Annotated in this window: 5 protein-coding genes; 1 reads left to right on the forward strand and 4 read right to left on the reverse strand. The window is 43.5% G+C overall.

Features of this window, described 5'->3' with window-relative positions:
* Positions 1-32: 32 nt before the first annotated feature.
* The 4 genes from JGK22_RS25715 to JGK22_RS25730 all read right to left on the reverse strand — a co-directional run bounded on the left by JGK22_RS25715 (position 33) and on the right by JGK22_RS25730 (position 3,185).
* Positions 33-218 carry a hypothetical protein gene (locus JGK22_RS25715; RefSeq protein ID WP_293182211.1) on the reverse strand — a complete coding sequence of 62 codons (186 nt, stop codon included), beginning with the start codon at positions 216-218 and terminating at the stop codon, positions 33-35.
* A 28-nt stretch (positions 219-246) separates the two neighbouring features.
* Entirely contained in the window at positions 247-927 is a 681-nt protein-coding gene (locus tag JGK22_RS25720; RefSeq protein ID WP_293182209.1) for a GIY-YIG nuclease family protein, read from the reverse strand.
* Between the two features lie 170 nt (positions 928-1,097).
* Positions 1,098-1,961, reverse strand: a complete 864-nt coding sequence (locus JGK22_RS25725) for an aldo/keto reductase (RefSeq protein ID WP_293182207.1) — start codon at positions 1,959-1,961, stop codon at positions 1,098-1,100.
* Positions 1,962-2,390: 429 nt separating this feature from the next.
* Positions 2,391-3,185, reverse strand: a complete 795-nt coding sequence (locus JGK22_RS25730; RefSeq protein WP_325315485.1) for an ABC transporter permease — start codon at positions 3,183-3,185, stop codon at positions 2,391-2,393.
* Between the two features lie 461 nt (positions 3,186-3,646).
* Between JGK22_RS25730 and JGK22_RS25735 the strand changes: the two genes are divergently transcribed.
* Entirely contained in the window at positions 3,647-4,720 is a 1,074-nt protein-coding gene (locus JGK22_RS25735) for a radical SAM protein (protein WP_293182205.1), read from the forward strand.
* Positions 4,721-5,046: the final 326 nt, after the last annotated feature.

A 5,046-nucleotide genomic window follows, 5' to 3' on the forward strand; every position in this document is an offset into this window, starting at 1 on the left:
TTGTATTACCAAATTCCGTAGGAGCGGGTTGATCAACCATCTATAATTACCATCCCAAATATTAATAAACCCGCCCCCACCCAACCAAAAAATTGGATGACAATAATCTCAGAAACCGGGTTTCTTCCTATACTTCTCGTACTTACCCCAAATTTGTCGAAGAAACCCGGTTTCTCGCCACCTACAAACATTTGATGTTCTTCCAGTTCGCTTGACAACAAACGAAACTTTATCTAGCACCGCATATTATTTTTCAGACTTTGTTTCCTGAGTTTGCGATTGAATCACCGCACTCCAATCATCATCATTATTAACAACAGATCCCAGATGCTTGTGTCCTTCCCCATCACTTTTAGCCGCTGTTTCCAACTCTTTGCTAAGAGTAGAATCTGCCATTGCTTTACGCAATTTTAGCTTCTTTTCCTCATAAGCTTGTTGCTCAGCCGCCGACATTGCCGATCGCGCTGCTTGACCCACCGTACTCGCCCACATCTCGCTCTGGGCGCCGTTTCCAGGCGGAATACTGCCGATTTCTGCGATCCAAGCATCCCGCAAACTTTCCATTTCTTCCCGTTTTGGGAATTTAAAAGTTTGCACCCGCACAAAAGCACAATTTTCCGCGCCGTTTTGGGCAATGTGACCGTTGATTGAAAGCAGAATGTTTCGCGAATAACCTACATATTGAGTGTTGCGAGAAGAGTCCGTGACAGCGTAAACACCGGCAACTTTCGCATTACTTGCTATCATCCGCCAAGTATCGATCGACATTACTTGCGTACCGTCATTTTCTAATTCAGAAATAGCAGTCGATGCGCTATGTTCTGAGTCGGAACTGTATAAAAAATTGTGCAGTCCTTCATGGGCGACAGGTACGTTTTGATGTTCAATTGCTACGTCTCGATCGGCATTCACTTGATTAGCTTCCATAAAACTCAATTCCTCACAAAGGGGTAATTTTACTAATTAAATCTGTCGTATTATAAGCTACTCTGCATTCAAATTATATATCAAGAAATTATCAAAATCTTGTGGGGCGATACTCAGAGCATCACCCCAAATATGCAACTTAAATGCGTAACAGCTTATCAGTGAAGTTTCTAACTTGCTGCAATTTGTTGCAATTCTTCATCAGTCAATTTAACTTCGATCGCCTTTACGGAGTCCTCAATGCTCGATAATTTTGTAGCCCCGGGAATCGGAACGACACAGGGCGATTTTGCCATCAACCAAGCTAATACTATACAGTAAACTGAAACGTTTTTTTCGGCAGCTAATTTGGCGATCGCAGGCATATCTTGCAAGCTAGTGGCCCGACGGCTTCCCCCCAAAGGACTCCAGGGGAAAAATGTCAGTTTTTCGGCTTCGCAATATTCCAGTACACCGTCGGATTCCGGCTGTCTGTGCCACGGATTGTACTGATTCTGCACCGAGACAATTTCTACTGTATCGCGGGCGCGTTTGATCTGCTCTACAGAAAAGTTGGAAACTCCGATAAATCGAACCATTCCTGCTTCTACTGCTTCTTTTGCGGGTGCTAGGGCTGCTTCGATTGTATAGGCTGGATCGGGCGAGTGATATTGCCAAAGGTCGATCGGCTTTTGGCCTCCCAAAGCTTCAAAACTTTCGTGAATTGCTTGACGTAAATGGTGGGGATTACCGTTGCGCGTCCAGGCACCTTGAGGGCGCATTAAACCACCTTTCGTTGCCACAGTAACAGCCCGAATATCTCCCGTATACTCTTGCAAAGCTTTGGCAATCAAATGCTCGTTGTGGTGTTTGTCAGATTCATCTTGGCAATAAGAATCTGCGGTGTCAATCAGAGTAACGCCCAAATCGAGGGCGCGGTGAATTACCGCAATTGATTCCGCTTCTGGCGGCCGGCCGCTTAACGACATAGGCATACCACCCAGACCGATCGCACTGATATTAAAATTACTGTTGCCCAGTTTTTTTCTTTTCATTCGTTGGCCCTCGTTTGCGTAGTTGATTGAGAGTTTAGATTTCAAGGATATGTAGAAATTTTACTGTTTTTTTGAGAATATAACTAGATAGGGGAAAAAATATTTATCCGTCCGCTGTACTGCATTCAAACTGTATATTTTCATGTACTATTCCCGACTGGTCAAACCTTCTCTCGTTGGGATCATCTCAGTTTTGTAAAAAGCATTTTTTTATTGTAGTGCTGTCCCCGCTCGCGTATTGTACAACACGCGAGCGGGGACAGCACTGTAAATGCAAAACTGAGATGATCCCTCTCTCGTTTTTCACCACAAATAATTGGTTTAAAACGGGAACCCCGATCGGGAGAAATCAAAAAAAGACGATTCATTACTCCAATCCTCTTCCTTCCAGCTTAAGCGCTGTCAACTGTCAACTGTCAACTGAATGAATCAACTCGAAGCGCTGGTGTAAAAGCGGAGTGCAAATTGCCAGAAGTACCGGGAGAAAAATAAAAGCCCGATCGCCAAAATTCCCGCCCCTGCGATCCAAACCATGTCACCTCTGCCCAGCATGGCTTCTGCCGGCACAGTAGTCAAGAAGGCAACGGGCACTACAAAAGTGAAGAAAAATCGATAAGCTGCGGGATAAGCTGCCATCGGAAATCTACCCGCTTCTAACAATCCTCTCAGGACTTCGGTAACGTTATAAATCTTGACAAACCAAATGCTGGTTGCACCCAGCATAAACCAAATACTGTAAAGAGTAATAGTGCCAAATAACAACGGTATTGCTGTTAAAAAATAGTTGCCTATTCCTACTCCCAATTTATTAGCAGCATACAGCAGCAATACGGTGCCGAAGATTAAATCCGGGATTCCCCAAGGGGAAACAGTGTTTGCAGATAGCCAGAATTGGGAACTGATGGGTTTGAGGAGGACAAAATCGAGAGTACCTTGCTGGACTCGATCGACAATACGGCTGAGGTTGGGCGCCAGAAAAGTTGACGAAAACCCCTGCAAAACCGTAAAAATGCCGAGTACAACTAAAGCTTCTTCCCACGAATAGCCAGAAAAGCTGTAGCCAGTACGGTAAAACAGCGACAGGCCAAACCAACTACCAGCAAGGTTTCCGAGGCTGCTGAGGGTTGCGAGGACAAAGTTGATCCGGTATTCGAGCTCCGCTGCGATCGCTGCACCCCAGAACAATTTCAGTACGTGCAAATATCGTCCCATGTTTATCGCCATTTTTTTCCGTTGAAATACTTAAATTCCTTCATATTTTAAAGGTTGTGTGAAGCTAAATGCTGTACGGACACCTTATTTCATTATAACTTTAAGTTATTGGTACTGCATACTTAAGTAATTTTACTGAGCCAAATTATTAAGTTTTTTAACAAATTTTCAGTAAGATTTACAATTTATTGATTTAAGTCAATTTCAGGCTGATACTTTCTGCCACTTATTAAGCAGGATTCATCTTTAAACACAAATAATCGCTTGATACATTTGAAATACTAATATGTTACAATACTTCATATTATAAAATTTTAAAAATCATCTACCTATATCCCAAAGAGACGATTAGGATGGTGCATACGTACTCACGAGGAATAGGTAACGAGGAATAAGGAGAAATACGTAACCCTACTTACCAAGCTCGATTTCATAACATTGACTTAAGTAACAACACGTAAGGGAACAAAAACATGGATGCTTTAACTTTATCCAGACTGGGCGTCAAACACACCAAGAGTGCAGTAGCCGAATCGCTGCGGATCAATACAGGGCTAGACATGACAACCCCAGTTACTTTTTACGGGATTGTCAACGAGCACTGCAACGTGAAATGCCGTCAATGCGAGTATTGGCGCCTCAAAGAATATAAAGACGAAATGACGATCGAAGATTGGCAAAATGCCCTGTTGAGTGTCAAAGAATTTATCGGCGAATTTTCCATCAACTTTAGCGGTGGCGAACCTTATATTAAGAAAGGTTTTCTAGACTTGCTGACATTTGCCAACAAAAATGGCATCCACGCCGGTGTCACCACAAACGGCTATTGTATGACTCGGGAAAATGCAGCGAAAACTGTAGCGGCGCGTCCTTTTAATGTGAATATGTCCGTTGACGGGCCGAACGCAGAATTGCACGATTATTTGCGCGGTCAACCCGGATTGTTTGACAGACTTTCCAAAGGAATCGTTTATCTGCGCGAAGAACAAGAAAAACAAAACGTCCTGTTTCCAATCAACGTCAAACCAACTATCAATCGGCTCAACTTCCGCCACCTAGAGGAAATTGTAACCTGGGCGAAAGGAATTGGAGCCACGACGGTGAACTTCCAACCAGTCAACCGCTGGACACCAGAAACCTATTCGGAATTGTGGGTAGAAGAAGAAGACAGGGAAGAATTTTCACAGGTAATTGAGCGCTTAATAGATATGAAGAAAAACGGCGCACCAATTATGAACAGCGATGAAGTATTGCGTTTGATGGTTCCTCACTTCCAGGAACAAAAAGCTCCTGATTCGACTCGGCCTTGTCGTGTTGGACTCCGCAATTACTGGATTGATACGCGCGGCGATGTAAAATTGTGCGATGAATATCCGGTGATTGGCAATGTGAAAGAGACCAGTGCCCGCGAGATTTGGTACGGCGAAAAAGCTCAGGAAGTCCGCCGTGATACCTTGAATTGTGGCAAGTTGTGTCTGATTACTTGTGTGTCGCAAAAGACGATTTTGGACAAGGTGAAAATGGGCATGAAGTTATTAAAGAATTGAGGTTTGAGCAGTGTTAAAATTGCTGGTGTTCATGGTAGCCGGGTTTTGGTAAAAAACCCGGTTTTTTGTTTGATGAATTGTCTTGAGGTTTGTAGTAAAAACTTTAGTCCTCAATTTTTTAAAGAGTTATAGTTGTAGTGTGTGTGACCGCGAAAAATCCTGATACATACCAGGGACTATGAATTTTCACGCACCCTTTTCTACCATTTTTACACAGTTTTCTGAGATTGGGTGCGTTTAATTCTCTCGCTGCGTGGCGAGAAACCGGGTTTCTCCGACAATTTTCGGTGGATTACGAGAGATAAGGGAATCAACCCGGTTTCTGG

This window comes from Microcoleus sp. PH2017_08_TRC_O_A (genome assembly GCF_020738665.1).
GTDB lineage: Bacteria > Cyanobacteriota > Cyanobacteriia > Cyanobacteriales > Microcoleaceae > Microcoleus.

Excerpts from the sequence above, each read along its gene's own strand:
- JGK22_RS25720 (WP_293182209.1), bottom strand. The coding sequence starts at position 927 with ATGGAAGCTAATCAAGTGAATGCCGATCGAGACGTAGCAATTGAACAT.
- JGK22_RS25725 (WP_293182207.1), bottom strand. The coding sequence starts at position 1,961 with ATGAAAAGAAAAAAACTGGGCAACAGTAATTTTAATATCAGTGCGATC.
- JGK22_RS25730 (WP_325315485.1), bottom strand. The coding sequence starts at position 3,185 with ATGGCGATAAACATGGGACGATATTTGCACGTACTGAAATTGTTCTGG.
- JGK22_RS25735 (WP_293182205.1), top strand. The coding sequence starts at position 3,647 with ATGGATGCTTTAACTTTATCCAGACTGGGCGTCAAACACACCAAGAGT.